This is a genomic window from Rossellomorea sp. NS-SX7, from assembly GCF_052828565.1.
This window is the reverse complement of record NZ_CM128249.1, coordinates 2,599,367-2,617,210: the sequence shown is the minus strand read 5'-3', so window position 1 is coordinate 2,617,210 and position 17,844 is coordinate 2,599,367. Positions and strand designations below refer to the sequence as shown.

18 protein-coding genes are annotated in these 17,844 nt (G+C 42.3%); 14 read left to right on the top strand and 4 right to left on the bottom strand.

Features of this window, described 5'->3' with window-relative positions; translation table 11 throughout:
• The first annotated feature begins 242 nt into the window (after window positions 1–242).
• The 8 genes from ACUXV2_RS13135 (at window position 243) to ACUXV2_RS13100 (ending at window position 8,708) form a co-directional block, all read left to right on the top strand.
• Window positions 243–713 (top strand): YaiI/YqxD family protein, encoded by a 471-nt coding sequence (locus ACUXV2_RS13135; protein ID WP_446247073.1) that lies wholly within the window; start codon window positions 243–245, stop codon window positions 711–713.
• 50 nt (window positions 714–763) lie between these two features.
• Window positions 764–2,575 carry a DNA primase gene (dnaG, locus tag ACUXV2_RS13130; RefSeq protein WP_446243640.1) on the top strand — a complete coding sequence of 604 codons (1,812 nt, stop codon included), beginning with the start codon at window positions 764–766 and terminating at the stop codon, window positions 2,573–2,575.
• A gap of 33 nt (window positions 2,576–2,608) precedes the next feature.
• Window positions 2,609–3,739: an RNA polymerase sigma factor RpoD gene (rpoD, locus tag ACUXV2_RS13125; protein WP_446243639.1), complete on the top strand. Its 1,131-nt coding sequence runs from the start codon at window positions 2,609–2,611 to the stop codon at window positions 3,737–3,739.
• A gap of 115 nt (window positions 3,740–3,854) precedes the next feature.
• Complete coding sequence (locus tag ACUXV2_RS13120; protein WP_446243638.1) at window positions 3,855–4,397, top strand: hypothetical protein; 543 nt, start codon at window positions 3,855–3,857, stop codon at window positions 4,395–4,397.
• A 159-nt stretch (window positions 4,398–4,556) separates the two neighbouring features.
• Entirely contained in the window at window positions 4,557–5,702 is a 1,146-nt protein-coding gene (locus ACUXV2_RS13115; RefSeq protein ID WP_446243637.1) for an acyl-CoA dehydrogenase, read from the top strand.
• Between the two features lie 685 nt (window positions 5,703–6,387).
• The gene (cccA, locus tag ACUXV2_RS13110; RefSeq protein WP_446243636.1) at window positions 6,388–6,762 is read left to right on the top strand and encodes a cytochrome c550; all 375 of its coding nucleotides are present in this window, start codon (window positions 6,388–6,390) and stop codon (window positions 6,760–6,762) included.
• Between the two features lie 117 nt (window positions 6,763–6,879).
• The gene (locus tag ACUXV2_RS13105) at window positions 6,880–7,593 is read left to right on the top strand and encodes a tRNA (adenine(22)-N(1))-methyltransferase (protein ID WP_446243635.1); all 714 of its coding nucleotides are present in this window, start codon (window positions 6,880–6,882) and stop codon (window positions 7,591–7,593) included.
• A complete protein-coding gene (locus ACUXV2_RS13100; RefSeq protein ID WP_446243634.1) occupies window positions 7,590–8,708 on the top strand; it encodes a Nif3-like dinuclear metal center hexameric protein in 1,119 nt (372 codons plus the stop codon). The genes ACUXV2_RS13105 and ACUXV2_RS13100 overlap by 4 nt, the downstream gene beginning before the upstream one ends.
• 62 nt (window positions 8,709–8,770) lie before the next feature.
• Here ACUXV2_RS13100 and ACUXV2_RS13095 read toward each other — a convergent pair whose 3' ends face one another.
• Window positions 8,771–9,721: a 4-hydroxy-3-methylbut-2-enyl diphosphate reductase gene (locus ACUXV2_RS13095; RefSeq protein ID WP_446243633.1), complete on the bottom strand. Its 951-nt coding sequence runs from the start codon at window positions 9,719–9,721 to the stop codon at window positions 8,771–8,773.
• Between the two features lie 195 nt (window positions 9,722–9,916).
• A complete protein-coding gene (gene vrrA, locus ACUXV2_RS13090) occupies window positions 9,917–10,675 on the bottom strand; it encodes a VrrA/YqfQ family protein (protein WP_446243632.1) in 759 nt (252 codons plus the stop codon).
• A 211-nt stretch (window positions 10,676–10,886) separates the two neighbouring features.
• On the opposite strand from vrrA, the gene ACUXV2_RS13085 reads away from it, so the two are divergent.
• A complete protein-coding gene (locus ACUXV2_RS13085; RefSeq protein ID WP_446243631.1) occupies window positions 10,887–12,194 on the top strand; it encodes a DEAD/DEAH box helicase in 1,308 nt (435 codons plus the stop codon).
• 70 nt (window positions 12,195–12,264) lie between these two features.
• A complete protein-coding gene (locus tag ACUXV2_RS13080) occupies window positions 12,265–13,158 on the top strand; it encodes a deoxyribonuclease IV (protein WP_446243630.1) in 894 nt (297 codons plus the stop codon).
• Between the two features lie 44 nt (window positions 13,159–13,202).
• Here the strand turns inward: ACUXV2_RS13080 and ACUXV2_RS13075 are convergent, their stop codons facing one another.
• Window positions 13,203–13,457 carry a DUF2624 domain-containing protein gene (locus ACUXV2_RS13075; RefSeq protein ID WP_446243629.1) on the bottom strand — a complete coding sequence of 85 codons (255 nt, stop codon included), beginning with the start codon at window positions 13,455–13,457 and terminating at the stop codon, window positions 13,203–13,205.
• An 80-nt stretch (window positions 13,458–13,537) separates the two neighbouring features.
• Between ACUXV2_RS13075 and ACUXV2_RS13070 the strand changes: the two genes are divergently transcribed.
• The 4 genes from ACUXV2_RS13070 to ACUXV2_RS13055 all read left to right on the top strand — a co-directional run bounded on the left by ACUXV2_RS13070 (window position 13,538) and on the right by ACUXV2_RS13055 (window position 16,743).
• Window positions 13,538–14,419 (top strand): YitT family protein, encoded by an 882-nt coding sequence (locus ACUXV2_RS13070; RefSeq protein WP_446243628.1) that lies wholly within the window; start codon window positions 13,538–13,540, stop codon window positions 14,417–14,419.
• A gap of 263 nt (window positions 14,420–14,682) precedes the next feature.
• Window positions 14,683–15,450 carry a metal ABC transporter ATP-binding protein gene (locus tag ACUXV2_RS13065; protein WP_446243627.1) on the top strand — a complete coding sequence of 256 codons (768 nt, stop codon included), beginning with the start codon at window positions 14,683–14,685 and terminating at the stop codon, window positions 15,448–15,450.
• 15 nt (window positions 15,451–15,465) lie between these two features.
• Window positions 15,466–16,323: a metal ABC transporter permease gene (locus ACUXV2_RS13060; protein WP_446243626.1), complete on the top strand. Its 858-nt coding sequence runs from the start codon at window positions 15,466–15,468 to the stop codon at window positions 16,321–16,323.
• A gap of 3 nt (window positions 16,324–16,326) precedes the next feature.
• Complete coding sequence (locus ACUXV2_RS13055) at window positions 16,327–16,743, top strand: Fur family transcriptional regulator (protein ID WP_446243625.1); 417 nt, start codon at window positions 16,327–16,329, stop codon at window positions 16,741–16,743.
• Window positions 16,744–17,178: 435 nt separating this feature from the next.
• Here ACUXV2_RS13055 and ACUXV2_RS13050 read toward each other — a convergent pair whose 3' ends face one another.
• Window positions 17,179–17,748, bottom strand: coding sequence for a hypothetical protein (locus ACUXV2_RS13050; protein ID WP_446243624.1), 570 nt, complete (start codon window positions 17,746–17,748; stop codon window positions 17,179–17,181).
• Window positions 17,749–17,844: the final 96 nt, after the last annotated feature.

The window sequence follows — 17,844 nt, the reverse complement described above, 5'->3', positions numbered from 1 at the left end:
CTTTCATTGTCTAAAGGAAAAATCCATAAAATTCTTTCGGGTAAATTAGTGGTCAAACCTGTCCGATTATACTATAATAAAAAATTGTGATAAAAATATTTAAAATAGGTTTAGACTAAACTCTTAAGGAATAAACTAATTATTGTGATATGTCAAGTCTCGTCTCGAATTTTTTTCGATATTCTACCTGAATTCCAAGGAAAAGTTCCTGTGGAGAGAAGGATAATACGGAGTGATGTAGAATAGTTAGTAATAGCAAACAAAAATCTACAGTTTTTGTAGATGCAGATGCTTGCCCTGTCAAACAGGAAATCATTCGGATTTCAGGGGATTTTGGTTTGGAAGTGGTTTTTGTCGCTTCCCATGCCCATCACAAGAATACTCCCGATGAGGGAAGATGGGTATATGTGGACAGTGAGAAAGAAGCGGCAGACCTGTATATCATGAATCATGTCCGGTCGAATGATATTCTTGTTACACAGGATATAGGACTCGCAAGCTTGGTACTGCCGAAAAAAGTTTATGCCCTCTCCCCGAGGGGAAAGGTCTACAGAGAAGAGAGTATTGTGACGGCGCTCGATTACCGTTACGTGGCAGCGAAGGAAAGACGGAAAGGGAATTATGGTAAAGGGCCAAAGCCTTTTACGAATGATGACCGCGAAGAATTTTCATCGCAATTCGAGAAGATTTTGTCGAAGATTGCAGGAAAATAATCATTCATACCGAATGCATTAAGAGGGAAATGAAAACCAGGTGATATATAGTGTCTGATAGGATCCCTGAAGAAACAATAAATAAAATATTATCTTCTACGGATATCGTAGATGTTGTCAGTGATTATGTACAGTTGAAGAAGCAAGGGCGTAATTATTTTGGCCTGTGTCCTTTTCATGGAGAAAACACTCCATCTTTCTCCGTATCGCCTGACAAACAGATCTTTCATTGTTTTGGCTGCGGAGCGGGAGGGAACGCGTTCACATTCTTAATGGACGTAGACGGTCTCTCTTTTGTCGAGGCAGCGCAGAAGCTTGGTAGCAAAGTCGGTGAAGAAATATCTGTCTCTACGGCTGCAAGTGAACAAGATGCGCCTCCCCGGGAAGATGAGAAGCAGATGCTTCAGGCTCATGAGCTATTAAGTAAATTTTACCATCATCTTCTCTTAAACACAAAGGAGGGGCAGGAAGCTCTTGAATACTTACTTTCCAGGGGATTCACGACCGAGAGTATCAGTAAGTTCCAGATCGGCTGGTCCTTGCCGAGTTGGGATTTCACTGTCAAGTTCCTGCAAAAACGGGGTTACTCCCTTGATTTGATGGAAGCTGCCGGTTTATTGGTGAGAAGGGAAAAAGATCAGTCATTCCTCGATCGTTTCAGAGGCAGGATCATGTTTCCCATTACCGATCCGAAAGGGAAAGTAGTCGCATTTTCAGGAAGAAGCCTTCACTCTGAAGATGAGCCAAAATACTTAAATAGTCCAGAAACCAAGATATTCAATAAAAGCCGCACTCTTTACAATTATCATGAGTCAAGGACGATCATTAGAAGAAAGCAGCAAGTGATCCTTTTTGAAGGGTTCGCGGACGTGATTTCAGCCAGCGGGGCATCCGTTGAAAACGGAGTTGCGACGATGGGTACTTCTTTGACTGAAGGACAAATTGGATTGATCAAGCGCTTGACCGATTCCGTTGTCATCTGCTATGACGGCGATTCGGCAGGTGTGGAAGCCGCATTCAGAGCGGGAAATCTGCTCCTTAATCACCATTTATCCATACGGGTGGCTATGGTACCTGAACGATTGGACCCTGATGACTACATTTCAAAGTATGGCAAAGAGAAATTTCAACAGGATGTAATAGGGGCCAGCTTGACGTTTATGGCATTTAAGCTGAGGTATCATAAGCTGAACAAAAATCTAAATGATGAAGGAGACCGCCTTCAGTATATAGAAGACATACTTAAGGAAATCACCCAGTTGAGCAATGCGGTTGAAAGGGACTACTATATCAGGTACCTTGCAGATGAATTTGATGTTTCGTTAGAAGCCCTGCAGCAGCAACTTGCTGAAGTGAATGGGGCGGTGAAAGGAAAGTCAAAACCTGCTAAACAGGCACCCCCGCCGAAACCGAGCATACCAAGGGTGCAGACTAAATTGCTGCCTGCATATCAAACGGCAGAGAGAAGGCTCATTGCCTATATGCTGAAAGATCCAAATACAGCATATAAGGTTCAGGACTGGCTTGCTGGCACCCACCTTAATATTGATGAACATCAAGCTATCATTACTTATTTATTCGGTTATTACGAGGAAGGGATGCCTCCCGGCGCCAGTTCATTCATAGGATATCTGCCGGATGAAAGGCTTCGCAGGATCGTGACAGAGATTGAAATGATGTCCATCAGTGAAGAATGCACAGATCAAGAGTTAATGGATTATGTACAATCCGTTTTAAAACATCAAAAGATGTTGAAGATAAAAGAAAAAGAATCAGAAAGAAAAGAAGCACAAAGGCAAAATGATTATCGCAAAGAAGCACAGATAGCAATGGAAATCTTACAGCTGCGTAAGTCTCTATAAAGTTTTTCAAGGAAGTTGGAAGGAGGGGAACACATGGCTGAAAAGTCCGCGCGTTCCAAACAAATAGCGTCAGAGTTATCCGTTGATCAGGTGAAAGAATTTTTAGTAAACCAAGGAAAGAAGAGAGGCGTCCTTACTTACGAGGATATCGCCGATAAACTATCCGGTTTTGAATTGGATTCAGACCAGATGGATGAGTTCTACGAACATTTAGGTGAGCAAGGCGTCGAAATCATCAATGAAAATGAAGAGGATGACGACCCAGGTGCAAGTGAGCTGGAAAAAGAAGAAGAAGAAGAGTTTAACTTAAATGACTTAAGCGTTCCTCCCGGAGTTAAGATAAATGACCCCGTAAGAATGTATCTGAAGGAAATCGGAAGAGTCGATCTTCTTTCAGCAGAAGAAGAAATCAATCTTGCAAAAAGAATTGAAGATGGGGATGAAGAAGCCAAACGCCGCCTTGCAGAAGCGAACCTTCGTCTTGTAGTCAGCATTGCCAAGAGATACGTTGGCCGGGGAATGCTTTTCCTTGATTTGATCCAAGAAGGAAACATGGGTCTGATTAAAGCTGTAGAAAAATTTGATTACCGCAAAGGCTACAAATTCAGTACGTATGCTACATGGTGGATTCGCCAGGCAATCACCCGTGCAATTGCAGACCAGGCGAGAACGATCCGGATTCCGGTTCATATGGTGGAAACGATCAACAAATTGATCCGTGTTCAAAGACAATTGCTGCAGGATCTCGGTCGTGAACCGTCACCTGAGGAAATTGCGGAAGAGATGGATCTTACACCTGAAAAGGTAAGGGAAATCTTAAAGATAGCCCAGGAGCCAGTGTCACTTGAAACACCGATTGGTGAAGAAGACGACTCACATCTTGGAGATTTCATTGAAGATGCAGAAGCGCAGTCTCCTTCAGAGCATGCTGCTTATGAATTGTTAAAAGAACAATTGGAAGATGTTCTTGATACACTTACAGACCGCGAAGAGAATGTACTCCGTTTACGATTTGGACTTGATGATGGAAGAACCCGTACACTTGAAGAAGTTGGAAAAGTATTCGGTGTAACGCGTGAACGTATTCGTCAGATTGAAGCGAAAGCACTTCGTAAATTGCGTCATCCAAGCCGCAGTAAACGACTCAAAGATTTCTTGGAATAGGATGATCAAGCCTCTATCATATAAATGGTAGAGGTTTTTTTCTGTAAATTTAAAGGGATTTTCCCATATGCTGCCGAAATAAACAGAAGGATCATATTCAGAAAGTGAGAGTACTATGTCGAAATCAAAACACGGCAGACAAGCTGTGATTATAAACGAAATCAAATTTTGGAAGCAGAATAACATGCTACCGGATCAGTACTGCGATTATTTACTGGCACTATATACCAAAGGCGAAGAAAACCATTCTGATCCCTCTCATAAAAAGGGGCGAAAGAAGCTAAATTACATGACCATTCTGCTTTCAGGAGTCGTTATGTTCATTTCATTATTTGTCATTTATTTTACTGAATTGTCAGTCGTTTTGCAAACAGCGATTTTGACAGGTTTTGTCGTATTACTAATTGGATGGGGAATTTACTATTCTAAGAAAAAAGTTTCAACTGTACCTATTCTCATATCAGCGGCTTTCATCATTCTGCTATTATCCATTAGCATTACGGAAGAGATATCTGATGGTTCCCCGCACATGGCCTATGCAACATTGTTTTTGAATTGTCTTTTATGGATTGTCCTCGGAATAAAGCGAAAGTTGATCTATTTTACACTGTCTGGCGCAATAGGTGGACTATTACTTGTTATTTCTATATTACAATAACTTCTGAATTTTAAAAAGTTTTTTAAAGTTGAGAAAATTCACCATTCCCTCTTATAATAGGAATGAGAGCGCATTCATAGAAATCTTGATAGGCTTGCGCGATTAAAAGTCTGAACCTTTCAGGCTATCATTCATCAAGTTAATACAAGGGGGAGAAGGATGAATTTTGACTTAACGCAAGAACAGACAATGATTAAAAAAACGATCAGGGAATTTGCCGAGGAGGAAGTCGCTCCAGGTGCATTGGAAAGGGATCGTACAAAAGAATTCCCTAAAGAAATCTTTAAAAAGCTTTCAGACCTGGGGATGATGGGGCTGCCGTTCCCTGAAGAGTATGGTGGGGCCGGTGCGGATACAGTCAGTTTTGCGATTGTGACGGAAGAGTTGAGTAGAGCCTGCGCTTCTACAGGAATCACATATTCTGCGCATATTTCCTTAGGGGGAGCACCCATCAATCTATTCGGGACCCATGAACAAAAGGAAAAATACCTTACGCCAATTTGTACAGGGGAATCGTTTGGAGCTTTCGGCCTGACAGAACCAAATGCAGGGTCTGATGCAGGAGGGACGCAAACCACTGCAGAAGATAAAGGCGATAAATGGGTAATCAACGGTAACAAGTGTTATATCACGAATGCGAGCTATGCTGACCACTTGGCTCTGACTGCGATCACCGGCAGAGAGAATGGGAAGAAAGAAATAAGTGCAATTATCGCGCCTACCAACGCAAAAGGTTTCACTGTGATTGATAACTACGAAAAAATGGGGCTTCACTCTTCTAACACAACTGAATTGGTGCTTGAAGATGTGGAAGTACCAAAAGAAAACCTCCTGGGTAAGCGTGGGGAAGGATTTAAACAATTCCTTGTCACCCTGGACGGGGGGCGTATTGGTATCGGTGCCATGGCAGTTGGCGTCGCCCAAGCTGCTTTCGAAAAAGCATTGCAATACTCCAAGGAAAGAAAACAGTTCGGCAAGACCCTGTCAGAATTCCAGGTCACTCAGTTCAAGCTGGCCGATATGGCAATGAAGATCGAACTTGCACGGAATATGGTCCACAAAGCTGCATGGCTTAAAGATCAAGGCAGACCTTTCTCAAAAGAAGCGTCCATGTGTAAGCTGTATGCTTCTGAAATCAGCATGGAAGTAGCCGATGAAGCAATTCAGATTCATGGAGGATACGGCTACATGAAAGAATATCACGTGGAAAGATACCTGCGTGACGCGAAGCTTCTCGAAATAGGTGAAGGAACTTCTGAGGTGCAACGTATGGTCATCTCCCGTCTCATCGGGGTAAATAATTAATTTTCAAACAGAAGAGCTTCAGGATGCGTAACAGCACCTGAAAGCTCTTTGTTTAATTTTTGGTACAAAACAAGACAGACTTGTTATTAACCGGGCTCTAGCGATTGATTGTAGTGCAAAACGGAGACTCCTATAAGAAAAGCGGAAGGGGTTTGCTCAGAGGCGTGTGGCATAAGACGAATCGGTCACGAAGGCGTTCTTTGCCTTCTTGGCCGGTTTGGCTTATGACATGTATGACATGTGCCTCTAAGCCCTGCAGCTGGACAGATGAGCCTTCTCAGACCGAGGATCCTCACGGGTCGCCCGCGGAAAGCGAAGTTTTGCACGGAAATCAATAGCGGTGATGAATGGAATCAAATAAGTTGAGAAGTCAAAATAAACCTCTCTATTTAGGGTTGCCTAAAAACCAAACCAAATCAGGATGGGGTGAGTATCTTGACGATTTCGTTCATATCAGGATGCTCACGGGTCGCCCGCGGAAAGCGAAGTCCTGCACGGAATCGGGCAGTGGTGATTAAAAGAAGTAATTTATAAAATGTCGACAACAAAAACAATCAATTGTGTCTAATTTGTGAGAAAGATGGAAAAGTTAAACTATAGGACTTTTCCTTTGTCGATTTTTAAAGTAAAATATAAGTTGTTTACTAGCACTATTTTGGATGTTGTACATAAAGGAGGTTAAATCATGAATCGTAATCCAATTATTCCATTCATTCTGATCATGGCTATGGGGATCGGCCTTGTATTCTTCATGTCTTTAGAAGGCCTAAACAATGCTGATGAAAAAGCGAAAGAAGCGGAACACGGGGAAAAAGCAGGTGAAGAGGGCGAACAGGCTTCAAGCGGTGAGTTTGATCCTGAGCAAACTTACAAAGACAACTGTCTATCTTGTCACGGTGGAAACTATGAAGGCGGCATGGGTCCGGCTCTTAAAGGTACAGACAAGTCTGTTGATGAGATCAAAGAGACCATCAAAAATGGTAAAGGCGCAATGCCTGCAGGTCTTGTTGCTGACGAAAATCTAGACGCAATGGCAGAATGGATCAAATCACTTAAATAATGTATACGCTTAAAAGGTTCTTTGTCTAATAGGGCAAAGGACTTTTTTTATTGGACAAAGTCAGATAGAATGAAAAACGTACATACTAAGTATCAAATCAACTAAAAAGGTGAAGACATGAATATTGAACAATTATCCAAACGTTTAGAAACAGTCGTTTCATATATCCCTGAGGGGTCTAAGATTGCAGATATAGGTTCCGATCACGCCTATCTGCCATGTTTTGCGGTTAGAAAAGGGATCGCGGAAAGAGCCATTGCGGGAGAAGTGGTGAAGGGTCCATACCTTTCAGCCGAGAAACAGGTTAAAGATGCATGCCTGCAGGATAAGATTGAGGTCAGACTCGGCAATGGACTTGAAGTCATCGCTCCGGGAGAAGTGGATTGCATCACCATTGCTGGAATGGGCGGTGCCCTAATCTCATCGATTTTAGAAGATGGGAAAGAGAAGCTTACAGGAGTGAAAAGGTTGATCCTTCAGCCCAATGTAAGTGCGAAATCAATCCGTCTCTGGCTTCTTCAAAACAATTGGGAGCTTACAAACGAAGAAATCATTGAAGAAGACGGAAAGGTATATGAGATCCTTACAGCTGATAGAGGAGAGCCGGATCGTGCATACTCTAAAGAGGAGAAGCAAAAAGAACTTCTGCTTGGCCCATTCTTGATACAAAAAAGAAATGAAGCATTCAAAAAGAAATGGACACAGGAAAGTGCACAGTGGAAAAATATCCTGGCTAATATGGAAAAAGCGGAACAAACTGACTCATTGAATGAGAGAAAAACGGAACTAATGAATAAAATTCAAATGGTTGAGGAGGTTCTTTCCAAATGAAAACGGTAAACGGCCACCAAATCATTCAACTCTTTGAAGAGTTTTCACCTAAACACCTGGCTGAAGATGGCGATCCGATTGGTTTGCAAATCGGGAAGCTGAATGAAAAAGTTGAAAACGTCATGATTACATTGGACGTCCTGGAAAATGTGGTCGATGAAGCGATCAAAAATAATGTTAAACTGATCATTGCTCATCATCCGCCTTTATTCAGGCCGTTGAAATCACTTCATACCGACACCTATCAGGGACGAATGATCGAGAAATTGATCAAGAATGACATTGCCGTGTATGCCGCCCATACTAATCTTGATGTGGCTCAAGGAGGGGTAAATGATCTTCTGGCTGAAGAATTGAACCTCCAGGAGACGTCTGTATTACGCCCTACCTACTCAGAGCAACTCAGGAAGCTTATCGTTTATGTACCGAAGGAGAACAGCGAAGAGCTCCGGGAAGCATTAGGCAAGGCAGGGGCAGGCCATATCGGCAATTATTCGCACTGCAGTTTTTCAACGGAAGGAAAGGGAAGGTTTTTACCTGGTGCCAATTCGGATCCCCATATCGGTCAGAAAGGGAAGGTCGAAGAGGTTTCAGAAGTCAAAATCGAAACCATCTATCCTCTTTCGCTTGAGAAAAAAGTGTTGAAAGCGATGTTCACCCATCATCCATACGAGGAAGTGGCCTATGATATTTATGCTCTTGAGAACACAGGGGAACCTTTGGGGTTAGGCCGGATCGGGAAGCTTCAAGAAGAAGTTTCACTAAAAGAATTTGCGGCATCTGTGAAGAAGACCTTCGGCATGGACGGAATCCGGGTGATCGGAGATAGGGACGCCATCGTCAAGAAAGTGGCAGTACTTGGAGGGGACGGTAATAAGTTTATCTCAGCTGCTAAAAGGCAGGGAGCAGATGCTTTTGTTTCCGGGGATATTTACTATCACACTGCACATGATGCGATGATGATGGGGCTGAACATTGTGGATGCAGGTCATCATATCGAAAAAGTCATGAAGGACGGCGTGGCAAAATATTTAGCTGGAAAATGCGCGGAAAAAGGATATATCGTCAATATATTTGCTTCAAAAGCAGATACAAATCCATTTACTTACATGTAGACTTCCTATAGTTAGAGAACAAAAACCCCCTGGCAATCGCCAGGGGGCTTATTTACATTCATTTAACTTAATTTGGACTTCTTTACCTTAGGAAGGATTTTGTTCAGAGGAACACTATGTTCTCTCGTCCAAGTCGTTTCGTCTTCAGGGTCAAAGTCCTGCAGGAACTTGATGACTTCTTTAACGATTGGAGTAGGAGTAGATGCTCCTGCTGTTACCGCTGCGACTTTTGCCGATTTAAGCCATTCGATGTCCAGCTCGCTGATGTCTGAGATCCTGTAGGCGGGAGTGCCTGCAATATCTTTGGAAACCTGTGCAAGGCGATTTGAATTATTACTCTTAGGGTCTCCGACTACGATGAGGACATCTGCGTCGCCGGCCTGTTCAGCCACAGCTTCCTGACGTACCTGGGTCGCAAGGCAGATCTCTTTATGCAGTTCGACGTGAGGGAACATTTCTTTTACTTTTTCCATGGTGTCAAGAACATCCCATTGGCTCATTGTCGTTTGGTTTGTCACGATGATTTTGTCATTATCAATGGACAGTTTTTCTACATCCCCGGCAGTTTCGACAAGATGTACGATATCGGGGGCAACACCTACTGCACCTTCCGGCTCGGGATGCCCTTTTTTACCGATGTAGATGACATCGTATCCTTCTGCTTCCTTGGCTCGGATGAGGTCGTGTGTCTTTGTAACATCGGGACAAGTCGCATCAAGTGTGACCAGTCCTTTTTTTCGTGCGATTTCCTTTACTTCAGGAGAGACACCGTGTGCAGTAAAGATGACCGTACCTTCATTTACCTGTTCGATGATCTCCTTTCTATTTTTTCCGTCCAGCGTAATGATGCCTTCTTCTTCAAACGCATCGGTGACGTGCTTGTTGTGAACGATCATTCCTAAGATATAAATGGGACGAGGCAGCGATTTATCTAATGCAGCGTTTCTTGCGATGACCATTGCATCGACTACACCATAACAATAGCCCCTCGGGGTTATCTTGATAATATCCATCTATGAAAATCCTCCTACATGGGAAAGGTTGTGTCTTTATTATAAAGGAGAATGGGACATCTGACAAAGAGTAGGGGTAAGGAGCTATGGATTTTGTTGTATGCATTAGTAAAAGAGGTGATTTTTTTCGATAGAGGGTTTTCCGCCACAACCGAAAGAAAAACCCCTGCAAGTATACACTTAGAGGGATTGGGTTTAAATATATAATTTAGGCTTTGAACTTCCAGGAGAAGACTTTCTCTTAGGTGGCCGTACCTCTGCTTCGTCTACAATAGTGGCTTCTTTCTTGGATTTCTTCTTTTTCTTGGATACCTTTACTTCTGTATTCTCAGGTTCAGCTTTTTGTTCTGCTTCTTCTTTCTTACCTTCCCCTGACTGAGATTCGTCTGTAGATAGATCCTTAAAACCTCGGTAAAGCTTCCAAAGTGCAGGAAGATTCTTTACCATCGGGCCGTATTGCTGAATCATAGGACCGAACTGCTGGGCTGCATTCAGGACCTGCTGTGTATTGGAAAGAAAGGAACTGATATTGCCGGGATTAAGTAAATTTCCGATAGTGGATGCTCCTGCTGCTGCTGCACTTGGTCCACGTTCAAATCCGGCAGCGGCTCCATTTGATTCGGTTCTGCTGAATTGCTGTAGAATGCCTCCCTGCTGGCTGCCTCTCTCATTTTTCTTTAATAACTTTGCGAGGAGTCCGCCACCGCGTCCTTTTCTCCTACCGTCTTGCATACCTTGCATATTCATTGGCGCGGGACCTTGCTGACCCATGAAACCGTTCATTTGCGGTCCCATTTGAAAAGGGGGAGAAGATTGGCGTCTCATTCCGAAAGGGTTTCTCATTTCACCGGGCTGCCCCATTCCGAATGGGCTTCTTCCTCCTTGACGGGGCATCAATTCAAAGGGATTTCCATGATGTTGATTCTGCATTCTCATTCGTCCTCTAGGCGGCATGCTGCCTGCCTCCTTTCACTGCATAAATCTTTGGTCTTTATAGAGTATGCAATTCGGGAAAAAAGGGTATTGTGTCAATATCGACCAAATCCCTATAAGTGTAACTAGATGTTTTGTGAAAAGTTTATTATAATGATTAGATGTTCTTTAAATATAACGCCGACTACTTACGTTTAAATAAAAGGATATTAAAAATAAGGAGATGAAACAAATGAAAAAGAATTTATTTCTAGATTTTGATTTTCAGCCTTTTATTGTCCAAGCAGTAGAAGAGCTTGGTTTCTATGAGCCGACTGAAATTCAGAAAAAAATGATCCCGTTGATCCTGAAGGGGCAAAGTGCGATTGGCCAATCGCAGACGGGTACGGGTAAAACCCACTCATATTTGCTGCCGATCATCGAAAAGGTGGATGCTTCAGCTGGACAGGTCCAAGCTGTCATCACAGCACCAACAAGGGAGCTTGCTCAGCAGATTTATCACGAAATTTTAAAAATCACTAAAAACAGTGAAATAACTTCACGATGCTTCATCGGTGGGACCGATAAACAAAGAACGATAGAAAAGCTTAAAACTCAGCCTCATATCGTAGTAGGGACTCCTGGCAGGGTCAATGATCTTATAAAGGAACAAGCTCTGTTTGTGCATACTTCTTCCATCCTCGTGGTGGATGAAGCAGACCTTATGCTTGATATGGGCTTTATCGAAGATGTGGATCAAATTGCTGCTAAAATGCCAGAAAAGCTGCAAATGCTGGTTTTCTCTGCAACGATTCCGGAAAAGCTGAAACCTTTTATGAAAAAATATATGGAAAACCCACAGTTTGCCCATGTAGAACCTGAAAGGATCTCAGCTAAAAATATCGAGCATGTGATCATACCGAAGAAGAGCCGCGATAAAGTCAATGTACTTCATGATCTATTAGTAGAAATTAATCCATACTTGGGGATCGTTTTTACAAATACGAAAGCGAATGCGGACGAAGTGGCGGATGCCTTGCTTGAGAAAGGGCTGAAAGTAGGCAGGATTCATGGAGATCTCTCCCCGCGTGAACGTAAGAAAATGATGAAGCAGATCAGAAACCTTGAGTATCAATATATCGTTGCCACTGATCTGGCGGCGAGAGGTATCGATATTGAAGGCGTCAGCCACATCATCAATTACGAACTTCCACAGGACCTTGATTTCTATGTGCATAGAGCGGGTCGTACAGCAAGAGCGGGGAATTCGGGAATCGCCTATACAATTTATGAGCCGTCTGATGAAGATGCATTAAATCGACTGGAAAAGATGGGGATTTCATTCAGCCATATGGAGCTGAAGAAAGGTGAATGGATTGAACTGCCTGCATTGAATAAACGAAAAAGCCGACAGAAGACAACACAGGATGAAATTGATGTTAAGGCGAAATCGCTTGTTCGGAAACCCAAAAAGGTAAAGCCTGGATATAAAAAGAAAATGAAATATAAAATGGATCAAATCAAAAAGAAAGAAAGAAGAAAGAAAAACAGAAACAAGTAAGCCTTATGACGTGATTCATTTTCACACATTCGATAAAATGGAGAAGAGATTTTCTTAGGAGTTGAGGAGAATGGTCAAGATTGGATCCCACGTATCTATGAGCGGTAAAAAGATGCTGCTGGCTTCTAGTGAGGAAGCTGTATCTTACGGTGCAAATACATTTATGATCTATACAGGAGCACCTCAAAACACAAGAAGAAAAAAGATTGAAGATTTGAATATTGAAGCGGGCATGCAGCACATGAAGGAAAACAATATCGATGAGATCGTTGTACATGCCCCTTATATTATCAATATCGGGAATACAACGAATCCGGCGACCTTTGAATTGGGCGTTAATTTCCTTAGGTCTGAAATCGAACGCACCGAAGCACTCGGCGCCAACCAGATTGTCCTTCATCCCGGAGCTCATGTAGGTGCAGGAGCAGATAAGGGAATTGCAAAGATCATTGAAGGTCTGAATGAAGTGCTGACAAAAGATCATACAGCGCAGATCGCCCTGGAAACAATGGCAGGCAAAGGATCTGAATGCGGCAGATCCTTCGAGGAACTGGCTCAGATCATCGAAGGAGTCGAATTGAATGATAGACTCTCGATCTGTTTTGATACGTGTCACACCCATGATGCAGGGTATAATATCGTGGAAGATTTCGATGGGGTATTGGAAGAATTCGATAAGATTATCGGAATCGACAGACTAAAGGTACTCCACATAAATGACAGCAAGAATCCAACCGGTGCAAGGAAAGACCGTCATGAGAACATCGGATTCGGTCATATCGGATTCAAGGCGCTGAACTACATCGTTCATCATCCACAGCTGTCGGAAGTGCCTAAGATCCTTGAAACGCCTTATGTAGGAGAAGATAAAAAGAACAAGAAGGCTCCTTATAAATTTGAAATTGATATGCTTCGCAGTCAAAAATTCGATGAAGACGTATTAACGAAAATCGAGGGTCAGTAATGTGAGGGAGGCTCTTCAAAGAAAGAGCCTCCTTTTTTAAGTATCTATCTGATCAGCTGCATGAAAAGCTGATTGATTTCCTTTGCTTTGGCAGGGCCGATCGCTTTAGCCAGCTCTTTCACCAATTTGCTCCTGCTCCCGACATCAAAGATATTGATGTTTTTCCCTTTGACTTTGTCGACAATCGCATCTGCTTGTTTGGGGGTTAAAGAGATATTGTACTGATTGGCATACTTAAGTAATTCTGCACGGTTAATGTTGTTGATTTTGTGATTAATCACATTTTGTAATAATTTCATCTATATCACTCCTCAAAAAATACATATGTAACATCAGAGAAGAAAGTGACAGTTTTTTGCGGGGAGAAAGGGAGAATGATATGGCACAACGAGTACATAAGAAAGAAAGTCCCCTTCATTTTATTTACCGACTGGTTTTTATAACCCTCGGGGCAGCACTTGCTGGAATTTCAATTGAGCTGTTCCTTATACCGAATAATATTATCGATGGAGGCATCATCGGTGTATCACTGATATTGGATTACCTGGTTTCGGACCGCATTCCTCTCCTGAACTTTTCAACATTATTGGTTCTGTTGAATCTGCCATTTTTATATTCAGGCTATAAACAAATTGGAAAAACATTTGTTGTTTCTTCCTTGTTTGCCGTTGTGGCTTTGGCGGTCATAGAAGGATTTCTTCACCATTTCGATCCTTTTATAGAAGAAGAAATCCTCGCAACCGTCTTTGGGGGATTGATTCTCGGCACTGGTGTCGGGCTGGTCATCCGGCACGGAGGCTCATTGGATGGAACTGAAATTCTCGGGATTCTGCTTACGAAGAAGCTTCCGTTTTCCGTCGGTGAATTTGTGATGTTCATTAATATCTTTATTTTTGGATGGGCTGCTTTTGTGTTTGGGATCGAGGAAGCCATGTATTCCGTAATGACATACTATATTGCATTCAAGACAATCGATACGGTTATTCAAGGTATGGATGAAACGAAGGCAGTGATCATCGTTTCCGACGAGTATGCGGAAGTGTCAGACGCGATTCTAAACAGATTGGGGCGCGGCACTACCATGTTAAAAGGCCGCGGCGGTTACACTGATCATGATAAAGAAGTGATTTATGTAGTTGTGACAAGGCTTGAAGTGACAAAGCTGAAATCGGTCGTTTCTGATATTGATCCGAACGCGTTTATCACGATCATGAGTACACAGGAAACGAAAGGTGCCAGATTTAAATCTGCCATACATTAACGTTCATCGAAAAAAAGCTGTTCTTTCTTAGGGACAGCTTTTTTTGATGGAGGCAGCTTATAAAATCGAATGTACACTGGACGGTGACCAGTCGTGCGATGCAGAAAAACATGCGCTAAATAATAATGTAATACGCATGAAGCCTTTCCATGTGAAGCTGCTCTCCATCAAAAAAACACTTCAGTTTACAATCGATCGTCCATATTGTATACTTTCTTAAGTGTTTTAAATCGTAATGATTCTTAAAAAGAGAGTTGAAAACAATGGAACAACATCAAGCTCCTATTATTAATATAGAAAATTTAAATTTCAGGTATGACCGTGAACGGGTACTTGAAGATATCAACCTTTCCATCCCGAAGGGCGCTTTTTTAGGGATTGTCGGTCCAAACGGTTCAGGGAAATCGACATTATTGAAACTCATGCTGGGCTTATTGAAAGTGAGGCAGGGCAAAATCGAGCTGTTTGGGACCCCTCAGCAAAAATTCAAAGAGTGGGACCGTATCGGATTTGTTTCTCAAAAAGCAAATAGTTTCAATACAGGATTTCCCGCGACTGTATTTGAGGTGGTTGCAAGCGGATTGGCGAAAAAAGCCGGATTGTTCAAAAGGATTTCATCCAAGTATCGGAAAGACATACAGGATGCAATCGAATCAGTGGGAATGACACCTTTTACCGGGAGGAATATCGGTGAATTGTCCGGAGGTCAGCAGCAAAGGGTATTCATCGCCCGTGCCCTTGTCAGCAGACCGGATGTATTGATCCTCGATGAACCGACTGTCGGTGTAGACAGCAAAAATGTTCAAAACTTTTACGATATGCTTGATCATTTGAACAAGGATCTTGGGATTACCTTATTGCTGGTAACGCATGATATCGGATCCATTTCAAGTAAAGTAACACATGTGGCTTGTTTGAATAAACATCTTCATTTTCATGGAAGAACGGAAGAGTTTGAAAACCTTAAAGAAGGCGAGATGTCTTCCTTTTATGGCCATGATGTCCACTTTTTAAATCACGAACATCATTGATTGGAGGAAAAGCGTGTGCTTCAAGCTATTTTTCAATATGAATTTTTACAAAATGCTTTTCTTACAGGAATCCTTATCGGGATCATCGCTCCGCTTCTAGGAGCGTTTATCGTTGTCAGGAGACTGTCACTGATAGCAGATGCGCTGAGTCATGTAACATTATCAGGGATTGCCGCAAGTTTATACTTGAGCAAGACCGTTCCAGCATTCCAAGGGCTCAATCCTTTATACTTCGGGATGATTTTTTCGGTTACAGGCTCTCTGTTCATTGAGAGGCTCAGGACATTGTACAAACACTATCAGGAATTGGCCATTCCCATCATACTCTCCGGCGGTATAGGGATCGGTGTTATCTTTATTTCGCTTGCTGACGGTTTTACGACAGATCTATTCAGTTATTTATTTGGCAGTGTCAGTGCTGTAAGCAGGGGGGATCTTTATCTGATTGCTGCAATCAGCATCGTAGTGATCGGGATGATTTTTCTATTGTATAAAGAATTATTCCTCCTTTCCTTTGATGAAGATCATGCAAAGGCATCGGGCATCCCGGCTAAAGTGATTCATTTTATTTTCATGGTGATGGTGGCTTTAGTCATCGCGGCATCCATGAGGATTGTCGGAATCCTGCTCGTATCATCCTTGATGACTCTGCCCGTTGCAGCGAGCATCCGGATAGCAAGAGGGTTCAAACAGACAATTGCCTTTTCTTTATTATTCGGGGAGATAGCCGTGATTGTCGGATTGGTCAGTGCCTTCTACCTGGACCTTGCTCCCGGTGGAACGATCGTGGTCACAGCCATTCTCATATTATTGATCACCATTGCCGTTAAGAAGGTCAAATCATCCAGGCATACTGAAAAAGCAGAGGTGTAGAAAATGAATGTAACTCAAGCGATGGATCTTTTAAAATCTGAAGGATATAAGCATACAGGCAAGAGAGAGGAATTACTTCAACTGTTTTCTGATTCCAATAAATATTTGACGGCAAAAGATGTCCTTGAACACATGAAAAATGACTACCCTGGACTGAGTTTTGATACAATCTATAGAAATCTGAGCTTATTCGTGGAACTCGGTATTCTTGAAGAGACTGAGCTTTCAGGGGAGAGGCATTTCCGATTCACTTGTGAAAGCAGCCATCACCATCATCATTTCATTTGTATGGACTGCGGAAAGACAAAGGAAATTCATACATGTCCGATGGATGCACTTAAAGAAAGCATAGAAAAAACAGGATATGACATTTCAGGACATAAATTTGAAATTTACGGAAAATGTCCTCAGTGTCAATGATATAGAAGTGAAGAAAGAGATCCTGAGGGGTCTCTTTTATTATTATGGAGTCGATTTTTAAGTGTGTCAGCGATAAAAGGGCACAGTTTTACGTAGCATGGAGGGGAATCATGCAATTTGTAAGGTCAAAATGAATGTTTCAATCCACTTTTGAAAAATACAAACCACATCCACATTTTATAAACCACTTTTTGAAAATACGATCCACATTTACGAAATACAATCCAAATTCGTAAGATACGTGCAACTTGTCGAACTTTCTTTATGTCATCGTCTGACCAAAATGAGATATCCCAAGTTGCAGATATGTTAAAAATGCTGTGTTCGTTCAACGGCAGCAAGCGCAAGTGAGCAGGAAGCGGCGTGTAGCGTCGAACACAGTAATAAAAAATGACGCATGTCAATTCATGCGCCATCTGCTGATCAAAGCATATCTTATTTTCCTTCACGCAGCCAGCTTTGCACCCACTGATTTGCCTCTATCCAGTCATTCACCCTGATGACACCATGGGGGATGGATTTCTGGTTATAAGGAGTATTGAACAAGATAACAGGGATGTCCAATTCTTCATGTATCATGACTGCGTTGTCATGTTTATCTTCAAAAAAGATATCCACATCATACTTCTGTGCAGTTGAAATTTTATTGTGAGATCCGATCAATTCGATGTGATGATACATAAGATCCTTGGCGTCGAACCATTCCTTTGTCAATTGAAGGAGGTCTGACGGACGTGCACTGATGAAAAACAGCTCATGATGTTCTTTCCAATCATCAAGGATTCTTTTTGCACCGGAAGCAAGCGGCGATTGCTTGTAAATTAGCGGTTCTGCTTCTTTGAACCATGCGCCGAAGACTTCAGGGGTAATATCCAGTACCTCGGTCAGCTCATATTGCGTTATATCATTCAAAGTCAGGTTCAATTTAAAATAATCATTTATATGCGGCAGTAATGACTCAGGAGACGTTACTGTCCCGTCTATATCGATTCCAAAGCGTTTCATGCGGTATCATGCTCCTCCATTACAAACTTCTTCAAGTGTACCATATTACAGCTTATCCCATAAGGTTTTAATTCGTGCAAATCAGGACAATGACAA

What these genes read in the sequence shown, in the direction of transcription:
- rpoD (WP_446243639.1), top strand. Translation starts at nt 2,609, where the DNA reads ATGGCTGAAAAGTCCGCGCGTTCCAAACAAATAGCGTCAGAGTTATCC.
- ACUXV2_RS13120 (WP_446243638.1), top strand. Translation starts at nt 3,855, where the DNA reads ATGTCGAAATCAAAACACGGCAGACAAGCTGTGATTATAAACGAAATC.
- ACUXV2_RS13115 (WP_446243637.1), top strand. Translation starts at nt 4,557, where the DNA reads ATGAATTTTGACTTAACGCAAGAACAGACAATGATTAAAAAAACGATC.
- cccA (WP_446243636.1), top strand. Translation starts at nt 6,388, where the DNA reads ATGAATCGTAATCCAATTATTCCATTCATTCTGATCATGGCTATGGGG.
- ACUXV2_RS13105 (WP_446243635.1), top strand. Translation starts at nt 6,880, where the DNA reads ATGAATATTGAACAATTATCCAAACGTTTAGAAACAGTCGTTTCATAT.
- ACUXV2_RS13100 (WP_446243634.1), top strand. Translation starts at nt 7,590, where the DNA reads ATGAAAACGGTAAACGGCCACCAAATCATTCAACTCTTTGAAGAGTTT.
- ACUXV2_RS13095 (WP_446243633.1), bottom strand. Translation starts at nt 9,721, where the DNA reads ATGGATATTATCAAGATAACCCCGAGGGGCTATTGTTATGGTGTAGTC.
- vrrA (WP_446243632.1), bottom strand. Translation starts at nt 10,675, where the DNA reads ATGCCGCCTAGAGGACGAATGAGAATGCAGAATCAACATCATGGAAAT.
- ACUXV2_RS13085 (WP_446243631.1), top strand. Translation starts at nt 10,887, where the DNA reads ATGAAAAAGAATTTATTTCTAGATTTTGATTTTCAGCCTTTTATTGTC.
- ACUXV2_RS13080 (WP_446243630.1), top strand. Translation starts at nt 12,265, where the DNA reads ATGGTCAAGATTGGATCCCACGTATCTATGAGCGGTAAAAAGATGCTG.
- ACUXV2_RS13075 (WP_446243629.1), bottom strand. Translation starts at nt 13,457, where the DNA reads ATGAAATTATTACAAAATGTGATTAATCACAAAATCAACAACATTAAC.
- ACUXV2_RS13070 (WP_446243628.1), top strand. Translation starts at nt 13,538, where the DNA reads ATGGCACAACGAGTACATAAGAAAGAAAGTCCCCTTCATTTTATTTAC.
- ACUXV2_RS13065 (WP_446243627.1), top strand. Translation starts at nt 14,683, where the DNA reads ATGGAACAACATCAAGCTCCTATTATTAATATAGAAAATTTAAATTTC.
- ACUXV2_RS13055 (WP_446243625.1), top strand. Translation starts at nt 16,327, where the DNA reads ATGAATGTAACTCAAGCGATGGATCTTTTAAAATCTGAAGGATATAAG.
- ACUXV2_RS13050 (WP_446243624.1), bottom strand. Translation starts at nt 17,748, where the DNA reads ATGAAACGCTTTGGAATCGATATAGACGGGACAGTAACGTCTCCTGAG.